The organism is Clostridium transplantifaecale (assembly GCF_900626075.1).
Taxonomy (GTDB): domain Bacteria; phylum Bacillota; class Clostridia; order Lachnospirales; family Lachnospiraceae; genus Otoolea; species Otoolea transplantifaecalis.
Genome location: NZ_UYZY01000001.1, coordinates 327,625 through 346,898, shown reverse-complemented (window position 1 = coordinate 346,898; position 19,274 = coordinate 327,625). Strand labels below are relative to the sequence as shown.

The window sequence follows — 19,274 nt, the reverse complement described above, 5'->3', positions numbered from 1 at the left end:
TTTTGGCTATGAATGGGCCGATGCCTCTTCCAGGCACTTCAGCAGTTCCCTGTTCTCTTCCCGCTGTTTTACCGTCACTCTGTAATACCGGCCGTCCAGTCCCTCAAAATTGCCGCAGGAACGGATCAGGATGCCCCGCTCCCTGCAGAAAGCCCTGTAGTCAAAGTCCGTATCGGACCTGAAAAGAATGTAATTGACCATGGAAGGAAACACCGTAAACCCTAATCCGGCAAGTTCTTCTTTAAGAAAACGGCGTTCCGTTTCCACCAGTTCCGCGGCCTTTTCCGCCTCTCCTCTCACCGTGAGAGCCGCCATCGCAGCCGCCTCCGCCGGAGCCGAAACACTCCAGGGCTGGCGGCAGCGTTCCATCCGTCTTATGACTTCCCTGTCGGTGCAGACCGCATATCCAAACCGCAGCCCGGCCATTGCATAGATTTTCGTAAACGCATTGATTACCATCACATGGCGGTACTTTTCCGGCGCCTCCGCCATAAGGGGAATCGCGGAAAAATGCTCCCGTTCCTTTAAAAACCAGTTAAAGCACTCGTCAAGGACCAGAAAAATCCCTTTCTCTCTGCACAGCACGGCTATCTCCTCAATCCACTTGCGTCCCGCGGCTAAACCGCAGGGATTAACCGGATTGCCAAGCATCATCATGTCGATGCCGCTGCTTTTACGGATATATTCCATCAGCTTTTCCTTATTCTCCTCCAGGGAAAAGCCGGTGCTTTCCTCCAGAAGAAAAGGTTCCGCAAAACAGCCTCCCGCCTCCACGGCCATCTGATATTCCGCAAACGCCGGAACCGGAATAAGCGCTCTCCCCGGACGCAGGGCGAAAATAAGGGTATACATTAAATCGGCCGATCCGTTTCCGCAGAGAAAGGCGTCTTTCGGGATACGGCCGCCGTAATAGTCTGCCAGTGCGCTTCTCAGGCTGCGGCCGCGGCTGTCCGGATACCGTTCCCAGCTGCCGGAAGAATTTATGACCGCCTGCCTGATGGACTCCGGCATACCGAGCGGGCTTGTATTCACCGAGAAATCCAGCCTGATTTTCCCGTCCGAATAAATGTCTCCTCCATGCAGATATTCCATGCCTTGATTACCTCATCTCTTTCTTCGTATCTCTTTTTCACTTATTGAAATCTCTTTTTTAGCGCCCTTCTGATTTGTCCGGCGTCTTGTCCGCCGAGGGCGGCATTTACCAAACAGGCTCTGCAGCGCCGCAAACCATCCGGGATTTATCTCCCATTCTAGTACAGCACCATCACTTCCTGCCAGGCAAGAGCCAGAAAAAGCGCCAGCCCCGAGGCCGTATACATCAGCCGGTTGGCCTTTTTTATATCGTCCTGTTCCACCGGGCGGATATCGTCGCCGATAAACGGTTTCTTACATAGCTCCCCGAAATACCAGGCATCGCCTGCCAGGCGGATGCAGAGCGCTCCGGCGCAGACAGCTTCCGTCTGTGCCGAATTCGGACTTTTATGGTTAAACCGGTCCCTTCTGAAAATCCGGACGGCATTCTGAAAATCCATCCTCCCTATCAGAGCCGCCCCTATCATAAGAACGGCCGAGAGACGGGCCGGGATGAAATTCACCAGATCATCGAACCTTGCCGCGGCTCTTCCAAAGAAGAGATATTTTTCATTTTTATATCCAACCATGGAATCCATCGTGTTTACCGCTTTGTAAGCCCATCCCAGGACAGGCCCGCCCAGGGCCAGAAAAAAAAGAGGGGCGATTACCCCATCCGAAGTGTTCTCGGCAACCGTCTCCACCGCCGCCCTGGCGATTCCTGCCTCATCCAGCACACTGGTGTCACGGCCTACAATCATCGAAACATTGTACCGCGCCTCCTCCACGTCCCCCTTTTTCAGTGAATGATAGACTTTCATACTCTCGTCCCTCAGGGAACGGGCCGCCAGAAGGAAATAAACCAGAACCGATTCCGCAAAGAAAAGAACCGCGTCTCCCGCCGCCTTTGCCGCCGCCAGCAGAAGCGCCGCCGCCAGGGCCGTAACCGCCGGGACCAGAACCGCAAAAACGGCACCTCCGGCCAGCTCTCCTTTTTCCGTCCCGGGAAACAGGGTTCGTATTCCATTTTCCAGCCTGTTAATCAGCCACCCGATCGCCCGGACCGGGTGCGGGAAAAAATGGGGGTCGCCGAAAACAGCATCCAGAATAAATCCCGTCAAAATCGATGCGATATGTGTCACCATTCTATTTCTCCATTCGTCACGGTTCAGAATGCAGACCGAACCGTTCTATCCTATTATTTAATCCTTGTTCCGAGACCGCAGACAACCCGGTAGACCTCGTCGGAAAACGCGGCTATTTTCTGGCAGATGCGCCCGTCCGTCTCGCGGTATTCCCGCAAAAACGCATCGGCCGGAACGATTCCGTACCCGATTTCATCTGCCGTTACTACTGCCCTGCCATTTTCGGACATAAGGCGGTCCGCAAATCCGGCCGGATCCTTTCCCTCTTCCATCAGCCGCCTGATATACCATTCCAGATGAATGATAAATGGGGCCGTCATTGCCTCTCCATATTCCGATGTGCGGCCGTCCGCCACTGTTTCCTCCGATATGGAAAAACTGTTGTCCGCCGACGTTTTGCCGGATTCTGAGACGCCGCCGGTCTCCATCTTTTTTCTTTTTCCGAAGAGTTCCATGGCAAATTCCGTTTTCCCCTGGGACTGCCCTCCAATAATAAAAATCATGCTTCTTTATCCGTCCTTTCCCAGACTGTCTTTTATTCGTGCAGCTCTAAGGGAAGGCCGTCGGGATCCTTGAAAAACGTCATTTTTCTGTCTGTAAACTCATCAATGCGGATCGGTTCGGTCTCAATTCCCAGCTCATGTAACGCCTTTACAGCCTCCTCCATGGAATCCACCTTAAAGGCCAGATGGCGCAGACCGCAGGCCTCCGGATAATTAAGCCGCTCCGGGCTGCCCGGAATGCCGAAGATTTCCAGTTCACAGTCACCTAGTCTCAGATCCAGTTTATAGTCGCCCCTCTGCTCCCTGTAATTTTCCCTGATCATCTCAAAACCCAGTTTATCCACATAGAATTCCCTGGATCTTTTGTAATCCGAAACAATGATTGCAACATGGTGTATTTTATCAAAACAAAACATAGAAACCTCCTTCTAACTTCCTTCAGTGAAGTCCTGCCATCCGGCACACGGCCAGAACCATGACAAGCGCAAGCTCGGCGCTCTGCAGAAAATACCCCGCCAGGTCACCCGTCATTCCGCCGAACTCCTTCATGCTCATTCTGTAGTAATAATAAAACACGGCCCCGGCCGCTGCAATGCAGGCCACCCCCGTGACGGGGCCTCCGACGGATATGAGCCCGGCGGAAGAAATGCACAGATAAAGCGCCATCACCGCTTGTACCGTTCTTTTTACTGCGGCGCCGGAAAATTCTGCCGCCAGCCCATCTTTCTTTGCCTTGGGAAAACCGACCACGGACAGTCCGCTGAGAGCCCGTTCCCCCATAAAAATAAATGTTAAAAGACAGATGTCCTCAAATTCCAGTTCTGAAAACGCGGCTCCGTAGAGCAGTAAATATACGCCGAGGCCGATGATAGCAAAGGCTCCCGTGTGGGGATCCTTTAATATCTCCAGTTTTTTCTCCCTGGAACCATAAGAACGCCTGGCATCCGTCACATCCAGAAAACCGTCCATATGGATTCCTCCCGTGACGAGAAGCGGCGCCGCCACTCCCCCAAGCGTCTTAAAAACGGTTCCCGCCCCTGCGGCAGATGCCGCCCAGGTAAACAGAATCAAAATGCCCCCCGAGATAAGCCCGATTATGGGAAAAAAGCACATGGCATATCTCATGCGTTCCTTTGTCCACTCCACCTGGGGCATCGGTATCCTGGAATACATGGACAGCGCAATCACAAAGCTTCCAAGCAAATTCATACTCTCATGTTCTCCTTCTCCCGGTATTTCTGGCCTTTTATCCTGACGGGAATCCCATATACGACTTCCGTCACCGTATCGGCCATTCCTCCCAGCAGACGGTTTACTTCGCCCAGAAGCGCGATATACCGCATCGTCTCATCGGAGTAATCCGTCCCGTCGCTGAATACCTCATTCGTTACAATCACAAGCTCCCGGCAGCCAGAGCGCAGAGATTCAATTCCATCCAGAATTCTGGACAGGGCATATTTCTCATCCCGGTAGAATTCGTTGGAAACCAGATTGGACATGCATTCCAGCAGCACGGACGCATCCCCGCGGCAGACCGTCTTTTCCTCAGAAAAAGGACCGGGGCAGCCGCTGGAAACCGCCTCCGCACAGACCTTAGAGAGGTCGAGGTATTTAAGATCCGTATACTGTTCCACCGTTATAAATCCCCTGTCGGCCCTCATGCTCCGGTGCCGTCTGACTCTCTTCTCGCCCTCCTGGTCCCATACCATCATTGTCGCCACGTAAATCAGAGGCCCCGATGCATTCTCTGCGATCAGCCGCTCCGCATATTCCGATTTACCGCTTCCGCTGCCTCCCGTCACAACATGCATCATCTTATACCCGCCTTTCCATCCGTAAGGAAGAACTGAGGGTTACACCTCCAAACTCCCGATACAAGGAAAATATAGTTTGTCCACAGTTTGAAGCCGCCCTTACAGCGGCTTATATTCTTCAATTTCCATATCGGAAAAAGTACACATTTTTTCGTAGACGGCGAGCGTCATATCGAGAAGCGGGAATAAGGCTACCGCCCCTGTTCCCTCTCCAAGGCACATTCCGGCGTCAATAGCCGGTTTTTTGCCGAGAAATCCGAGCATTCTCCTGCCCGCCGGCTCAGCCGAAACATGGGCGGCCAGCATATAGTCCGCCGCCGTCTTCCGGATGGCTGCAGCCGCCGCTGCTGCTGCCGCCGATATAAATCCATCGATTACGACCGGGATATGATAAATGGCTCCTCCCAGAAATACGCCCGCAAGCCCGGCCAAATCAAAACCGCCTACTTTCGCCAGGATATCCAGTCCATTTTCCGGATCCGGCCTGTGAAGCCCGATCCCCTTCCGGATTGCCAGAATCTTCCGTTCCAGGCCTTCACTGCTGAGCCCGGCGCCTCTTCCCGTCACCTCCGCAGGATCCGCCCCTAAAAGGACGGATGCCACCGCGCTGCTCGTCGTCGTGTTGCCGATCCCCATCTCGCCCGTTGCAATGATCTGATAACCTTTGTCTTTTAATTCCCTTACTATATCAATCCCCGCAAGAACGGCCAGGAGAACCTCCCTTCCCGTCATAGCAGGTTCCTTAACAAAATTTGATGTTCCCTTTCTGATCTTGCGCTCGGTCAGGGGATGGGCCTCCCCCGTTTCGCCAATCTCGCAGGCTACGCCGATATCCACGGGAAATACGTCCGCTCCGGCCTTTTCCGCCATCAGGCAGGCACAGCTGTCTCCCCGGGTAAAATTAGATGTGACAGCCGCCGTCACATCCTGTCCCGCCTGGGTGACGCCCTCCTCCACCACTCCGTTATCGGAGCAGAAAATTACCAGGGCCTTTTTATCAATCCGCACCGCAGGAGAACCAATCATTCCGGCTATCCGGATAATATCATCCTCCAGCGCCCCGAGACTCCCCAGCGGCTTGGCTACCTTGCTCCACCGAAACGCCGCCTTTTCCGCCGCAATCCGATCCGGGGGGATAATCTCCCTGCATCTTTCCTCAAACAGGGCCGCCAGCCTGTCTTCCGGCCACTCCCTGAACATTTCCCAGCCTGTTACTTCCTGTTTCGCCGGTTCTATATTTAATTCTTTCTCTGTTTCCTTATCCGTAGTCATTTTATTCACTCTCTGTTCCGCTCTGCCGCCTGACTGCTAGGCATCTTTCGTCAATCGTCACGCCGTTATCCGTAAAACAGATTTATTATAACAAAAGATCTGCTTTTTTACCATACTGCAATCGTTCTTCAGGGAATTAGTTGAGATGTGAGGACGCCTCTGTAAGATGGCGGACGGGGTGGTGGGAGGTTGTGTATGAGTCTTCAGTCCCGGTTGGTAGGTTGTGGTGAGGGGGAATCCAGGAGAAAAAATTCCTACGGGGACACGCTCCCGCTTGTGGAATGCGCAACGGATGCTAGATTCGAAAATACCTCATCAAGCACCGGCGGATTCCAATGTCCCCTTCGGAAAGTTTTCTCCTTCCTTCCCCGGGCGGGTTGTCGGCGGGACTGAAGACTCAGCGAGGGTTATTGCCCCGTCCGTCATTTTCAGAGCCTGATTGTCCCTTTTGTCAAACAGGGCTAGTATTGTTGCGACCACAACTCGGTTGTGATAGTTTTCATTCTACCGGAATCTCAGACAAAACCGGACGCCAAATCTGAGCCTAAGTTTTAGAACGCTCTAATATTGAGCTATCCGGACATATACAATCTCATATTATACAGGAGCCAGTTATTCAACTTTCGAATGAATATGGTGGCGGCGGCAATCCTTCCGCCCTTTGACGGAATAAAAGTATCATTACCAAATAGTGGCCGCGACAATACCTTCTTCGTACTTGACGAAAGAGACAATCAGCCTCTGAAGATGACGGACGGGGCAACAGCCTTCCCGGTCTTCATTCCCGCCGACAACCTGCCCTAGGAAGGAAGGAGAAAACTTTCCGAAGGGGACCTTGGAATCCGCCGGTGCTTGATGAGGTATTTTCGAATCTAGCACTCGTTGCGCATTCCACAAGCGGGAGCGTGTCCCCGTAGGAATTTTTTCTCCTGGATTCCCCTCACGACAACTTACAAACCGGGACTGAAGACTCATATCCAACCTCCCACTCCCCCGTCCGCCATCTTCCAGAGGCGTCCTCACATCTCAACTACCCCATAGAAAAACGGTGGAGATCCCCAAACCGGAACCTCCACCGCACTCATTTCCCTATCTCTTACTCTCTCTCGATCTTCACGGAACTCATCACCGGCATTTCCACCGGTTTATTCCATGTCTCAGCCCCGGAAGTAGGGAGTCCGGCAATCCTGTCGAGAACCTCAAAGCCGGATACCATCTGTCCGAAAGCGGCGTAGCGGCCGTCCAGCTTGTGGGCGTCCTTATGCACCACAAAGAACTGGGTACCCGCCGTGTTAAAGCCGTCGTCGCGGGCCATGGAGATGGCGCCTCTTATATGGGGAATCGGATTGTGTATCCCGTTTTCCTCAAATTCGCCTTTGATATGCCAGTCACTGTCTGTCATGATATCGTTGTCGGGGGACCCCGACTGTATCACATAATCCTTCACAATCCGGCACCAGGCAAGGCCGTCGTAGAACCCGCGCTCCGCCGTATCCACAAAGTTTTTCACTGTAAGCGGCGCATGCTCCGGGTAGAGGTCAAAGACCATCTCGCCGAAACCTTCCGTTGTAATAATACATTTCATCGTTTTCCCTCTGCTGTCTTTACTTTCTTAAATTATGCCGTCGTTATGCTGTTATTTTGCCATAACTTTTGCATCTTTGAAATAAAGGTTGGAAGAAGAAGTCATATAAACTCCCTTTACATAATCCTTTAACAGGAAGTTCTCAGCCTTATAGTACAGAGGCAGAACTGCATATTCTGAAGAAGCGATCTCATCCGCCTTCTTTACCAGCTCGGCAAATTTTGCCGGATCTTTTTCCACTTTAATCTGATCTACCGCAGCGTCGTAATCTGCGTTGCTGTAATTTGCATTGTTTGTAATATCATCGGTGTATAAGAGCGGTAAGAAGCTCATCGGGTTAATGTAATCAGCGCCCCAGCCCATGGCGGCCACTTCATAGTTGCCTGCCTGAACGTCGCTGTAGAATACGGCCCAGTCGGCGGAACTTACTTCTACCTTAATGCCGAGATTCTGCTCCCACATTTCCTTAATTGCCTCTGCAATCTTCTTTACATTGTCATCGGAGTAGAAAGAAAGCTGAACGGTTGGGAATCCCTCTCCATCCGGGTATCCTGCTTCTGCAAGAGCTTTCTTTGCCTCTTCCGGATTTGCCGTAGAGGATAAACCAAAGTCGGAACGTCCGTCCGTCAGATCTTTTCCGTCAACCACATAGCCGGGAGCATAGAAGCTGTATGCCGGAACGGCGTCTAACTGTGCCACGTTGTTAATTAGGGCGTCACGGTCGATTGCAAGGTTTAATGCCTTCCTTACCAGCGGATTGTTGTACGGCTCTTTTTCACAGTTGAAATTGTAGTATACAGTGCCATAAATAGGCGCTGTGTTGAGGCCGGATTTCTCTGCCTTCAGGCGGGCGATGTCACCGGACGGAACCATTCTGACACCGTCCACTTCACCGTTTTCAAATGCGGTAAGGGCTGTTGAAGTGTCAAGGATATAACGGTATGTAAGTTTTTCAAGCGTTACATTCTCTGCATTCCAGTAGTTTTCATTTTTCTCAAGGACATAGCTTTCGCCCATGTTAATCTGGGTAACCTTGAACGGTCCGTTGCTGATATAAGAATCGGCAGACTGTGTCCATTTATCTCCGTTTGCTTCAACTGCAGCTTTCTGTACGGGGAAATATACCTGCATGCTTACCAGATCTACAAAGTATGGGCACGGAGCCTTTAAAGTGTACTCTAAGGTATTCTCATCCAGCGCTTTCACACCGACTTCCTCGGCTCCCACTTTACCGTCATAATATTCCTGGCCGTTTACAACATAGTCGGAAATCATATTGAGGTACTGGGCTGTTGTAGATGGTGTCAGGACACGAAGTGCTGAATATACATAATCCTCCGCTGTCAAAGCGCTTCCATCACTCCATTTTAAACCGTCTCTTAAATGGAAGGTGAAAACAGTCAGGTCGTCATTGGACTCCCATGACTCTGCATTGCCCGGGACTACCTCTCCGCTCTCGTCATAGGTAACAAGGCCTTCAAAACAGTTCGCCAGGAACGGTGTGGCGAACGAGTTGCTGGTAACGGTCGGATCAATGGAATCCGGTTCATTGTTGAGGACAAATGTCATCTCCTGTTTGTCTGCAAGGGTATCTCCGGCTCCTTCCGTGGAAGCCTCACTTCCTGCAGCCTCCGTCGTTGCCTCCGCGATGGTCTGTGGTTCCGTAGCTTTGCTTCCACCGCCGCCGCAGCCGGAAAGCACCGTTGTGCCCACAAGGCCGAGGGCCAAAAGCAGACTTACTTTCTTTTTCATAATATTGCTCCTCCTTCATGGAATTTTTATGTTGCAGGCGCGCTTTTCTTTATTCCCAAAGACGCCGTCACATCAATCGCATCAGTATAAGTGGCAGGCCACCATATGCCCGCTTCCCACGTCCTTCATCTGCGGTACCGCCTCGCTGCAGGCTTGTGTCGCATAGGGACACCTCGTATGGAACCGGCAGCCCGAAGGCGGATTAATCGGACTCGGTATATCTCCCTCTATACTGCTTTTTTCTTTCTGTCTGGCAAGTTTTGGGTTCGCCACAGGAATACTGCCTAAAAGTCCCTTTGTATACGGGTGAAGTGGGTTCCTGTAAATCTCCCCCGCATCGCTGACCTCCACTAACTGCCCCAGGTACATGACTCCCACGTCGTCTGATACGTAACGCACCATAGACAGATCATGGGCAATGAAGAGGTAAGAGACGCCCTTTTCATCCTGAAAATCTTTTAAGAGGTTGATAACCTGCGCCTGGATTGAGACGTCCAGGGCGGAAATCGGCTCATCGCAGATTACCAGATCGGGCTGGAGGATCAGCGCTCTTGCAATTCCCACACGCTGCCTCTGTCCGCCGGAAAATTCATGGGCGTACCGGTTGGCGTGTTCCTTTGTCAGACCCACGCGTTCCAGCATCGGATAGACGAGGTCATTCGACTGTTCCTTCTTTTTCACAATGCCGTGGGCCACAAGGGGCTCGGCGATGATATCGCGGACCGTCATCCTGGCATTGAGGGAGGAATATGGATCCTGGAAAATCATCTGCATCTTTTTTCTATATGGTTTTAACTGTTTCTGGCTTAACTTCGTGATGTCTTCTCCGTCCAGGAAAATCTCTCCTGAAGTTGGGTCATACATTCTGATAATCGTCCTGGCGCAGCTTGATTTGCCGCAGCCGGATTCACCGACCAGTCCCAGCGTCCTTCCCTTTTTAAGCGTCAGGTTCACGCCGTCCACCGCGTGAACCACCTGTTTGCCGCCTGCCTTAAAATGTTTTGTGAGGTTTCTGACCTCCAATATATTCTGCTCACTCATGGCGTTCTCCTATCTGTGAAATGGATTATTTTCATCGGCCGGCGCATCCGGGGCCAGAAGGAAACATCGGGAAAAATGTCCTTCTCCCACCTGGGTGAATTCCGGCATTTCCATTGCACACACTCTTCTCGCATAGGGACAGCGCGGCGCAAAAGGACAGCCTTTCGGCGGATTCGTCATATCCGGCGGTGAGCCGGGGATTGGACGCAGGCGCACGTCTTTGTCCTGTTCCACATCAGGAATGGAGGCCAAAAGCCCCATCGTATAAGGATGGCTCGGATGTTCAAAGATATCTTCTATCTCAGCCTCCTCCATCACCAGGCCGCCGTACATAACAATGACACGGTCGCAGAGCTCCGCTACGACGCCCAGGTCGTGTGTGATAAAGATAATGCTGGTTCCGTACTCCTTCTCAAGTTCCCGGAGCTGGCGCAGAATCTGATCCTGGATTGTCACATCCAGAGCCGTCGTCGGTTCATCCGCAATCAGGAGATCCGGTTTATTCGCAAGGGCCATAGCTATCATGACACGCTGGCGCATACCTCCGGAAAATTCATGGGGAAATGATTTATACCGTTTCTCAGGTTCCGGAATACGCACTCTGGAAAAAAGTTCCAGAACCTCTTTCATTAATTCTTCTTTGCTCTTTTCCGGATGGTGCTCCCGGATCATCTCGGATACCTGTTTTCCCACAGGAATCAGTGGATTTAACGAGGACATCGGATCCTGGAAAATCATTGAGATCTTCTCTCCCCGGATTTTACGTATTTCTTTTTTGGAAAGCTTTGTCAAATCCCGGCCCTCAAAGACGATGGCGCCGTCCTTAATTCTGGCCGTATCCGCCAGCAGACGGAGAATAGACATGGACGTAACGCTCTTTCCGCTTCCCGATTCCCCTACGATCCCCAGGATTTCCCCTTTTTTGACGGAGAAACTGACTCCCCGGACCGCCTGCACCTCACCGTTGCTCGTCATAAATGAGGTTTTCAAATTCTCTATATTCAATATCGTTTCCATGTTCTCACTCCTTACTTTTGCCGCATATACGGTCCTGCCTTTTTGCAGGTGAATGCCGGCGGCTATTTTTTCAGCTTCGGATCCAGCGCATCCCTCAGTCCGTCGCCCACAAAGTTAAAGGCAAACATGATAATACAGATAACGAGAGCCGGGATAAAAAGCTGGTGCGGACAGGAACGAAGGTTTTCCGTCGCATCGTTGCACATGGTTCCAAGGCTGGCCAGGGGCGGTCTCAGTCCGATACCCAGATAGCTTAAAAATGCCTCCATGAAAATAGCCGACGGGATCAGCATTGTGACGGTTACCAGAATGGAACCCATGGCATTTGGAATCAGGTGTTCAAACAGTATTGTTTTGGTGGAGGAACCGATGGTCTTTGCCGCCAGGATAAATTCCTGCTCCTTAAGGCTTAATACCTGACCGCGGACCACTCTGGCCATATCCACCCAGTAAACGGTTCCCAGGGCAATAATGATACTCTGGATTCCCTGCCCCAGAAGGACCATGATAAGAATGACATAGAGCGTCAGAGGAATTGTACTGATAATATCCACGATACGCATCATGATCGTATCCACCATGCCGCCCGCGTATCCTGAGATACCGCCGAACAGAATGCCGATGACCATATTGACGGCCGCGGCCACAAATGCCACCATCAGTGAAACTCTTGTGCCGTACATCAGCCTGGTCAGGATATCCCTCCCCAGGTTGTCGGTTCCAAGCACGTAAGATTTATTCCAGATTTTGGCCGTGGGATAAATTGTGTTTGTTTCCGGATTTGCGATTACATACGGTTTCTGTCCGTAGTAAAGGGCAATCTCCGTTCCGTTGTAGTCATAGATCGTCATCATCCGGTCGGACTCTTCCCTGACCTTTTTAAGCTGTGTCCCCAGGGTGCCGTCCTTATCCACCTGAAGCACCTTCAGGGACTGTGTGATATAGAAATAACCCGACTGGTCCGGGGCTTCATACACTTTCATGTAAGGAGGAATGTTAACCACTTCCAGATTCTGGGTCGAATAGCTGTATTTTGTAAACATCGGGCCTGCAATTGCAAAAAGAAGCAGCAGCACGATAATGACAAATCCGGCAATCGCCGTCGGTTTCCTGCGGAAGCGGAACCACACATCACCGGCAAATGTTCTGTTTTTAGTCCATATTTTTTCACGATCCTCATTCGAGGCCTCGAGCATTTCCCATTTATTATCCATTTTTATCCCCGTCCTTATTCAAATTTGATTCTTGGGTCAATCAGACAGTAGAAAATATCCACAATAAAAATCATTGCCATCAGGAACGTAGCATAGAAAATCGTAACGCCCATGATTGTGGTATAATCTCTCACCTGCACGCTGTTGACAAAATGAACTCCGAGTCCAGGGATTGCAAAAATCTTCTCGATTACAAAGCTGCCTGTCATCAGGTTTGCCACGGTAGGTCCCAGCACGGTAATTACCGGAATCAGCGCATTCCTCATGGCATGTTTTAAAATGACTTTCGTCTCGGAAAGCCCTTTTGCCCTTGCGGTACGGATATAGTCCTGCCCCATCACTTCGAGGAGGCTGGAACGCATCAGTCTCGCCATATAGCTTAAGGAATATCCGCCCAGGGCAATTACGGGGAGAATATACCCCTTCCACGTATCAACTCCGTAAGTCGGGAGCAGATTCAGCCGGAAGGAAAATATGTAAATCAAAACGGACGCAATGACAAAGGAAGGGATCGTGACGCCTATCGTCGCTATCGCCATCATCACCATATCCTGCCACCTGCCGTTCTTCACCGCGGCCAGGATTCCCATCGGGACAGCGGCCAGCAGAACAAAGACGATGGTAATACAGCCCAGCTTTGCCGATACCGGAAAGCCGTTGGAAATATACTCTCCCACCGCTTTACCCGGATACTTATAAGAAGGACCCAGATCGCCATGGAGCAGGTTGCCCAGATAATCAAAGAACTGCTCCGGCAGCGGTTTATCCAGATTATATTTTTCATTCAGCGCGGCCAGCACCTCCTCCGACACCTGCCTGTCACTCGTAAACGGCCCGCCGGGCACAGAGTGCATAATGACGAAAGTCAGAAGCACAATCAGGAACATCGCAATCAGCATCATTCCAAGACGTTTTATAAAATATTTTACCATTTCATTCCCTCACATCAGTCTTTTCTTACGGTTTTACACCTGTCCGCCATGAATCTCCATATGGCGTTCAAATGTCTCTGCTACAAACACAAAAACCGTTATTTATGGTCGATTATAAGCCTTATTGTTGCTTTTTGTCAATTGGTTTCTCGCATTACCAGTGTGAAGTTGTGTATTGAAAATGAGGGGGCGGGGGATTGGGATAGTGTGCGGGGAGGATGGGGATGGCGGGGCTTCAGTCCGGGGAGAATGTCGTGTACGGGGAATGCGGAGGAAAAAATTCCTGCGGGGACTCGCTTCCGCTTGCGGAATGCGCAGCGGATGCTAGCTTCGTGAGAAACCTCAGCAAGCACCGGCGGATTCCAAGGTCCCCTCCGGAAAGTTTTCCTCCTCCTTCCCCTCGGCCAAGAGGATCGACGGGACTGAAGACCAGGCAGGGATCGGCCCGCACACTATCCGGATGCCCCACCCGCGACCAAACCTACGTCCGGGACTGAAGACTCACACCCTCCCTCACCATCCCGCTTCCCAGCCTACAACAGCGTCCTCAATTTTCAAAACAACACTCCGCAAAAAGCTCTTCCACCGCTGCCAGATACTCCGGGAATTTTTGGGATTTTTTTATTTTTTTTAGCTGTTTTTCTTTGGTTCCCTCTTCTTTTCCTTCGAATAGGCTGCCCATGTAAAACCACAGCTCTTTCATTTTAAAAAGTGTATTCCGGTCTCCCGACATTGTTTCCCGATATCCGTTAAAAATTTCATCGTGGAATGCCTTTAAGGCAGATTTGGAAGGTTTGGCGGGGTTTTCCCGGCCTGGGGCTGTGCCGGAGGCTGTGCAGGCAGCTGTGTTTTCCGCGGCTTTTAGCTGTTGGAACAGCGCCGGGTTTGAGACGGCTCCGCGGCCCAGCATAACGCTCTCTATCATAGGAAACTGGTGTTGCGGGAATTGGTCCGTGAATGCGGCGAACGATTCCCGCGTGAAGATGTCTCCGTTATAGCAGACCGGATTGCGGCTCTGTTTTGCGCCTTCCCTGAAAACGCTGAGGTTTGGTTTGTTTGCATAGAAATCACTCCGCACCCGCGGGTGGATAATCAATTCTTTCAGCGGATACCGGTTGTAGACCTGCATCAAGTCTTCAAACTCGTCAGGGCTGTTAAGGCCGATTCTTGTTTTTACCGACACCGAGATACCATCGGGTTCAAGCTCTTTTACGACCTGTTCCAGGAAACGGTCGAGTTCCACCGTGTAGAACAGAAATCCGGAACCTTTCTTTTTCGCAACCACGGTTCCGGAGGGACAGCCCAGATTCAGGTTGACCTCACGGTAACCGTATCCGGCGATTTCTCTGGACGCCCAGATAAAATCCTCCGCTTTGTTGGTCAGTATCTGAGGCACCAGCGACAATCCCTGATTATGTTCCGGGCAGATATCGTTTTTTTCCCTGGAACTCAGCCTGTGATTCTGGGTTGTCGCGATAAAGGGGGTGAAATAACGATCCACGCCTCCGAAAATACGGTGATGGGCGCTCCGGTATATATATCCTGTAATTCCCTCCATGGGGGCAAAATAATATTTCATGTCTTATTTTTATATCCTTTTCTTTTTTCGTTCTTTGCTCCATGACCTGCACTGTTCCAGCCAGTTTTCTGTAAAGGATGGCGCAGACAGGTAATAAAGATGAGGAAATCCACAGATTCTTGCGCCGTCCTGATGAATGCACCGCCACTTCCGCTCCGATGCCGGTTTTTCAGCCAGCCAGTCCTCCCCCGGATCCTCGCTCTCCCAGTAATGGAATTCGTGTCCCTTAAGGTTTGCCCCATCCGGCGGTGTCAGGCTGATATAGCCAAATCGGCCGAGTTTCCCGGTTCTGAAGGCCCGCATTTTATAAATTCCGGCCATTGGATAGTCTGTCCCGTCGCTGCCCTCAAGCCGGTCATGCAGGTATAAAAATCCTCCGCATTCCGCGAGCACGGGAATCTCCTGCTGCCAGGCTTCCCTGATGGAGCGGAGCATTTCCGTATTTCCAGAGAGTTCACCTGCGTAATTTTCCGGATAACCGCCTCCCAGAATGAGACCGGCCACATCCCCGGGCAGTTCTTTATCATGAAGGGGACTGAAATTTACAAGCTCCGCCCCCTGTGCTTCCAGAAGGTCGAGATTTTCCTGATAATAGAAGCAGAATGCCTCATCGCGGGCAACGGCAATCCGCACGTTTTCCCTCCTGGCGCTCTCCCCGGCAATGATAAACTCTGCCAGGCCCGCATGTTCCGCCTCTCCTGATTCTGCCCGATTCACCTCTCCGGTTCCTGCAATCGAGAGAATTTGATCGATATCCACTGTCTTTTCCATCTGCTCCGCCAGACATTGAAGCCGCCTGCAGAGCGAATCAATTTCCCCGGGCAGAAAGAGGCCCAGGTGACGGCTCTCAAAGCTGTATTCCGGCGCTTCGGGAAGGCTCCCAACCACCGGTATTCCTGTCTCCGCCTCTATCTGTTTTGCAAGCCGCCCGGCAATAGCCGGGGAAGTCCTGTTCAGTATAACGCCCTCAATCCGGCTGTCCGGCCTGAATCCGGCAAAACCTTTTACTGCGGCAGCCAGAGACAGGGATGCCCCCTTACCGTCCAGGATCAGGATGACAGGCGTCCTGGTAATCCTGGAGATATCATAGGCGCTGGCCTGTGTATGAATCCCGCCGACGCCGTCGTAGTATCCCATCACGCCCTCTATTACCGCTATATCGGCCCCGTTCCTTAAAAACGTCCGGTTGAAGTTTTTCTCTACTTCCTCTTCATCCAGAAAAAAACTGTCCAGGTTTGCCCCCGGTATCCGGAGAACATGGCGGTGGAACATCGGATCAATATAATCCGGCCCGCATTTGAACGAGCACGGATGGAGTCCTCTCCTAATTAATGCCTGCAGGAAACCGCAGGTTATCAGGGTCTTTCCGCTTCCGCTTTTGGGGGCGGCAAAGAGAATCGCCGGAACCGGATTTTTATTTTCTTCTCTGCCCATCATCATACTCCGGTCTCTCCGTTCTGTTCCCTGCTTTCTCCAATAAACGGCTCTTTCCCGCCGAAGGAAATGATATAAACCGGGTTCTGCCCCTGCATCAGATGATACCGGCCTGTGCGGGCCGCCCTGGAAACCTGGATTGTAACGATATCCGCTTCAATTCCCCGTGTTCTCAGGCACTCCAACACCATGGAAAGTGTTTCCAGGGCAATCACGTTGATTACCACCCTGATTTGGGGATTGAAAGAAAGCAGTATATCGATAATGGCGCCCATTTCACCCGAAGTGCCGCCGATAAACGCATGGGTCACCTTCCGCATACACTCATCTTTTATGGCGCTGTCCCCGCCTCCTGTTACAGCCAGGGATATCTGTTCCAGTGCATCGCCCTCGACAATCGTTAAATTTCCAACGCCCGCTTTTTCTCTGTTTTTCTTAATCAGCTCTACAGCCTCCGCATTCTTTTCAAAAGCGCAGACCGCTTTCACCGGATGGCAGAGCAGCGCCTCAACCGAGACAGAGCCGGTTCCCGCTCCGATATCCCAGAGCACGGAATCGCGGTTCAGTTCAAGCTTTGACAGGGACACCGCCCGGACTTCGCTTTTTGTCATCGGTACTTTTCCTCTGATAAACCAGTCGTCTCTCATTTTTTCTACCCCTGTCATTCAACATTCTGCGTATTTGCAGTAATCTGCCTCAAGCCATCTGCCTCTACCAGTACAATACTCAGTGGATCAAATTCCTCCCCGCTCAGACTAACCGCCGTCCCGCAGGTAATCCTCTCGTCCGGATAAGACAGTTTTTCTCCGACCGTAACTCCCACATGGCCGAAACCACTGTCTGCGAGGCTGCGGCAAAGCTCTCCCACGCTGTTTTTTCCGCCCGTAAGGAGAAAAATCTTCCTCTTTCCCTCACGCAGCGCCGCTGCAGCGTCAAACTCCCGGCCATGCGCCGTTTCGAGCAGGGCGTCGTCCCAGGAGGTCATGAGCCTGGAAGCAAAATAGCTGATGGAGGAAATACCGGGAAGTATGCGAAACTCATACGCCTCTTCCGGAAGATTTTCCGCCAGTTTTTTAGTCCCGCTGTAAAATCCGCTGTCGCCGGAATACAGGATGGCCGCCTGCTGCCATCCGTCATTGGAGCGAAGCTCCTCCGCCACATCATGATCCAGATATGCGCTCCTGGCCTCCGGCATCCTGCCGTACGGATTTTCCCGCTTCAAAAGCTCTTTTGCCGTTTCCAGCATGCGCGGAGCTCCCAGCAGTAAATCGCTGTTTTTTACCGCTTCCTTTACTTCCTCCGTCATCAGTGAGACGGCGCCCGGCCCGATTCCGGCCAGAATCACCTTTCGTCTCCCCTGCTGTGTTCCCCTGACGGAAAAACGTGAAAGCGTTTCAAACAGACGTTCCATTGTCTCGCCGTTCTCCTCCGGATGGCCGATGATTACGGCCCTTACTCCGCACTCCTTCGCCGCTTCCAGCTTCTCGTCAAACCCTCCGGCCCTGCCCGTCTCCTTGGTGACAAGAAAAGCGGCATTAGCCTGACGAAGCATAGCCGCATTGATTTCTTTTGAAAAAGGCCCCTGCATACAGATCAGGTGTTTTCCCGAAATCCCCAGCTCTTCACATTTCCGTACGACGGCGGAAGACGGAAGCACCCTGGCATAGATGCGCTCCCGCAGTCCGTCGGACCCGGCAAACACCTTAAGCTCATTGCTGCCGGTTGTAATAAAGATGTTGCCCTCGCTCTGTTCCAGCCAGGCCGCAGCCTCCGCCAGAGTCTGAAATGTTATATTTCCCGCTGTTTCATGGCCGCTTTCCGTGCTTCTTGCGCAGCGCAGATATCCCGTCTTGGTCTTTCCGCATGCCTCTTTTATATTTTTCGTTGCATTCGCCGCATAAGGATGGGTCGCGTCGATGACAAGCTCGATTTTTCTCTCCGTCAGCCAGTTTCGCATCTTTTCCGCATCCATGGCCCCCGTCACCGGCCTTATGTAACGGTTCTCCCCCAGCAGCTCTCTTCCGTATTCAGACACCACGCTTACGTAAGCCGGAATCCTGTTTTTGCCGCAGTATTCCGCCAGGAACCTCCCCTCGGTGGTTCCTCCGAATATCATTACCTTACACATCTTTATAACCTCTGGGCGTAACCATTCTGCCCCCTATATCCCGCGTCATCCTGTTGCCGATAAAAACCGTTGTAAACATGTCGGCTGCGGTGTCCTTTAATTCCCCCAGCGTCATCACTTCCATTGTTTCGCCCTCACGGCCGATATTTTTCACCACGCCGCAGACCGTTTTTTCGTCTTTATAACAGAGCAGGATTTCGCAGGCCTGTCTCAGATAATCGCAGCGTTTCCTGCTGGCAGGATTGTAAAGACAGATATTAAAATCCCCCTCGGCTGCGGCCTTAAGCCGTTTTTTTATCGTATCCATCGGAGTGAGAAGATCACTCAGGCTGATAACGGCAAAGTCGTGTCCCAACGGCGCGCCGAGAACGGCTCCTCCGCTCAGGGCCGCCGTCACCCCCGGGATAATCTCGATTACCACACCCGGATATTCCGGCGCCAGTTCAAGAATCAGCCCGGCCATCCCGTACACGCCGCTGTCACCGCTGCAAATCATTGCCGTCACCTTTCCCCCTGCAGCCGATTCAAGAGCCATAATGCATCTCTCTTTTTCATGGCGCATCGGCGTTGTGAGAAGCTCTTTATCCGGAAAATGCCCCCTTAGCAAATCGATGTAAACGGTGTAGCCGGCAATTACGCTGCACTCGTTCAGCGCCTGCTCCGCTCTTATTGTCATCTGTTCATAAGCGCCCGGCCCAATCCCTACCACGTATAATTTCCCTTTATTGATTTCCTGCATCCTGTTTTTCTTCCCTTCTATCACAGTCTATTGAAGTAACGGCAGATC

Annotated in this window: 18 protein-coding genes; all 18 read right to left on the bottom strand. The window is 51.7% G+C overall.

Annotation, left to right across the window (positions count from 1 at the left end):
- Positions 1-6: 6 nt before the first annotated feature.
- Complete coding sequence (locus tag EJL91_RS01540) at positions 7-1,092, bottom strand: pyridoxal phosphate-dependent aminotransferase (protein ID WP_125140205.1); 1,086 nt, start codon at positions 1,090-1,092, stop codon at positions 7-9.
- A 158-nt stretch (positions 1,093-1,250) separates the two neighbouring features.
- On the bottom strand, positions 1,251-2,216 hold the full coding sequence (cbiB, locus tag EJL91_RS01535; protein WP_125140204.1) for an adenosylcobinamide-phosphate synthase CbiB: 966 nt from the start codon (positions 2,214-2,216) through the stop codon (positions 1,251-1,253).
- A gap of 53 nt (positions 2,217-2,269) precedes the next feature.
- Entirely contained in the window at positions 2,270-2,719 is a 450-nt protein-coding gene (locus EJL91_RS01530) for a bifunctional adenosylcobinamide kinase/adenosylcobinamide-phosphate guanylyltransferase (protein ID WP_125140203.1), read from the bottom strand.
- Between the two features lie 32 nt (positions 2,720-2,751).
- Positions 2,752-3,135 carry an SMU1112c/YaeR family gloxylase I-like metalloprotein gene (gene gloA2 / locus EJL91_RS01525; protein ID WP_125140202.1) on the bottom strand — a complete coding sequence of 128 codons (384 nt, stop codon included), beginning with the start codon at positions 3,133-3,135 and terminating at the stop codon, positions 2,752-2,754.
- A gap of 22 nt (positions 3,136-3,157) precedes the next feature.
- Positions 3,158-3,928, bottom strand: a complete 771-nt coding sequence (locus EJL91_RS01520) for an adenosylcobinamide-GDP ribazoletransferase (RefSeq protein ID WP_125140201.1) — start codon at positions 3,926-3,928, stop codon at positions 3,158-3,160.
- The gene (locus tag EJL91_RS01515; RefSeq protein ID WP_125140200.1) at positions 3,925-4,533 is read right to left on the bottom strand and encodes a bifunctional adenosylcobinamide kinase/adenosylcobinamide-phosphate guanylyltransferase; all 609 of its coding nucleotides are present in this window, start codon (positions 4,531-4,533) and stop codon (positions 3,925-3,927) included. The genes EJL91_RS01520 and EJL91_RS01515 overlap by 4 nt, the downstream gene beginning before the upstream one ends.
- 99 nt (positions 4,534-4,632) lie before the next feature.
- Positions 4,633-5,733: a nicotinate-nucleotide--dimethylbenzimidazole phosphoribosyltransferase gene (gene cobT / locus EJL91_RS01510; protein WP_243125245.1), complete on the bottom strand. Its 1,101-nt coding sequence runs from the start codon at positions 5,731-5,733 to the stop codon at positions 4,633-4,635.
- A 1,168-nt stretch (positions 5,734-6,901) separates the two neighbouring features.
- Entirely contained in the window at positions 6,902-7,390 is a 489-nt protein-coding gene (locus EJL91_RS01505) for a peptidylprolyl isomerase (RefSeq protein WP_125140198.1), read from the bottom strand.
- A gap of 51 nt (positions 7,391-7,441) precedes the next feature.
- The gene (locus EJL91_RS01500; RefSeq protein ID WP_125140197.1) at positions 7,442-9,142 is read right to left on the bottom strand and encodes a peptide ABC transporter substrate-binding protein; all 1,701 of its coding nucleotides are present in this window, start codon (positions 9,140-9,142) and stop codon (positions 7,442-7,444) included.
- 81 nt (positions 9,143-9,223) lie between these two features.
- The gene (locus EJL91_RS01495) at positions 9,224-10,183 is read right to left on the bottom strand and encodes an ABC transporter ATP-binding protein (protein ID WP_125140196.1); all 960 of its coding nucleotides are present in this window, start codon (positions 10,181-10,183) and stop codon (positions 9,224-9,226) included.
- Positions 10,184-10,192: 9 nt separating this feature from the next.
- Entirely contained in the window at positions 10,193-11,200 is a 1,008-nt protein-coding gene (locus EJL91_RS01490) for an ABC transporter ATP-binding protein (RefSeq protein WP_125140195.1), read from the bottom strand.
- Between the two features lie 62 nt (positions 11,201-11,262).
- Positions 11,263-12,414 carry an ABC transporter permease gene (locus EJL91_RS01485; protein WP_125140194.1) on the bottom strand — a complete coding sequence of 384 codons (1,152 nt, stop codon included), beginning with the start codon at positions 12,412-12,414 and terminating at the stop codon, positions 11,263-11,265.
- 14 nt (positions 12,415-12,428) lie between these two features.
- Positions 12,429-13,346 carry an ABC transporter permease gene (locus EJL91_RS01480; RefSeq protein WP_125140193.1) on the bottom strand — a complete coding sequence of 306 codons (918 nt, stop codon included), beginning with the start codon at positions 13,344-13,346 and terminating at the stop codon, positions 12,429-12,431.
- 547 nt (positions 13,347-13,893) lie between these two features.
- Entirely contained in the window at positions 13,894-14,925 is a 1,032-nt protein-coding gene (locus EJL91_RS01475) for a tRNA dihydrouridine synthase (protein ID WP_125140192.1), read from the bottom strand.
- A gap of 9 nt (positions 14,926-14,934) precedes the next feature.
- Positions 14,935-16,365 carry a cobyrinic acid a,c-diamide synthase CobB gene (locus EJL91_RS01470; RefSeq protein WP_243125203.1) on the bottom strand — a complete coding sequence of 477 codons (1,431 nt, stop codon included), beginning with the start codon at positions 16,363-16,365 and terminating at the stop codon, positions 14,935-14,937.
- The gene (gene cbiT, locus EJL91_RS24465) at positions 16,362-17,024 is read right to left on the bottom strand and encodes a precorrin-6Y C5,15-methyltransferase (decarboxylating) subunit CbiT (RefSeq protein ID WP_243125202.1); all 663 of its coding nucleotides are present in this window, start codon (positions 17,022-17,024) and stop codon (positions 16,362-16,364) included. Before cbiT ends, EJL91_RS01470 begins: the two co-directional genes overlap by 4 nt.
- On the bottom strand, positions 17,021-18,487 hold the full coding sequence (cobK, locus tag EJL91_RS01465) for a precorrin-6A reductase (RefSeq protein ID WP_125140191.1): 1,467 nt from the start codon (positions 18,485-18,487) through the stop codon (positions 17,021-17,023). Before cobK ends, cbiT begins: the two co-directional genes overlap by 4 nt.
- Entirely contained in the window at positions 18,480-19,226 is a 747-nt protein-coding gene (gene cobJ / locus EJL91_RS01460; protein WP_125140190.1) for a precorrin-3B C(17)-methyltransferase, read from the bottom strand. The genes cobK and cobJ overlap by 8 nt, the downstream gene beginning before the upstream one ends.
- Positions 19,227-19,274 lie beyond the last annotated feature (48 nt).